The sequence below is a fragment of the Chelatococcus albus genome, assembly GCF_030067675.1.
GTDB lineage: Bacteria > Pseudomonadota > Alphaproteobacteria > Rhizobiales > Beijerinckiaceae > Chelatococcus_A > Chelatococcus_A albus.
In genome coordinates, this window is record NZ_JASJEV010000034.1 from 1 (window position 1) to 772 (window position 772).

The following is a 772-nucleotide window of genomic DNA, read 5'->3' on the forward strand; positions in this document are numbered from 1 at the left end:
TCAGGCCGCCTTGCGCGAGGACGGGGCCTGGGCAGTCTGTGGCGGCGCGGCCTCATTCTCGCCCGCCCGATCGAGCTCGGCCTTGAACGCGACACCGAGGTCGGCCAGGGCGCGGGCATCGGCGATGAGCTTCTCGTAGAGCGTCATCAGCAGCCGGAGATGATTGGCCTGGAAGGTGATGAGCCCGCCGAGGTCGTGGATGTCCATGGCCGCCTTCAGGCGTGCGCCGCCGAGGTCCACATAGGCCTGCAGGGCATCCATCTGGAACGCCGTCAGCCTTTCCAGGTTCGCGAGCGTCACCCGGTTCGCCTTGTGTGCCTGGACGGCGAGCGCCTTGGACGGCCCCAACAGGTCGTGCAGCAGATCGGTCATCTATCCCTCCTCATGGACTGACCACGCGCGGTCGTGACGAACGCCCCCTCGCCCCGTCTCAGCCATGCCCCCCGGGTGCCCCGACATAGGAGGCCAGCAGGATGCCTCCCGGGCGCCAGCCCCTCCCGAGCCTGGCGAAGCGGATCGCCTCGCTGCGATTGGCGAACGTCGCCCCGACGAGGCCGCCCGCCTCCCTCACGACCCAGCTTCCGTACGGGCTGCGGCCGATGACGAAGATCGGATGCGACATGCCCGCCATCTGGTGAGCATCGACATGGTCCAGGATCATGGTGCCCTCTCCCGGTGGAATGGATGATGCGCGCGCAACTGCCCCGTCGGGCGGCGGCCATGCGGTCATCGGCGGGGCTTCCCACGGTCGCCGCGCACAGCGCGCGCCCGC

General features: G+C 69.6%; 2 protein-coding genes. Both read right to left on the reverse strand.

Translation table 11 applies throughout. From position 1 onward, the window contains the following. Positions 1–372, reverse strand: coding sequence for a phasin family protein (locus tag QNA08_RS18920; RefSeq protein WP_283742285.1), 372 nt, complete (start codon positions 370–372; stop codon positions 1–3). Between the two features lie 58 nt (positions 373–430). Then, positions 431–661, reverse strand: a complete 231-nt coding sequence (locus QNA08_RS18925) for an RAG2 PHD domain containing protein (protein ID WP_283742286.1) — start codon at positions 659–661, stop codon at positions 431–433. Between the last annotated feature and the right edge of the window lie 111 nt (positions 662–772).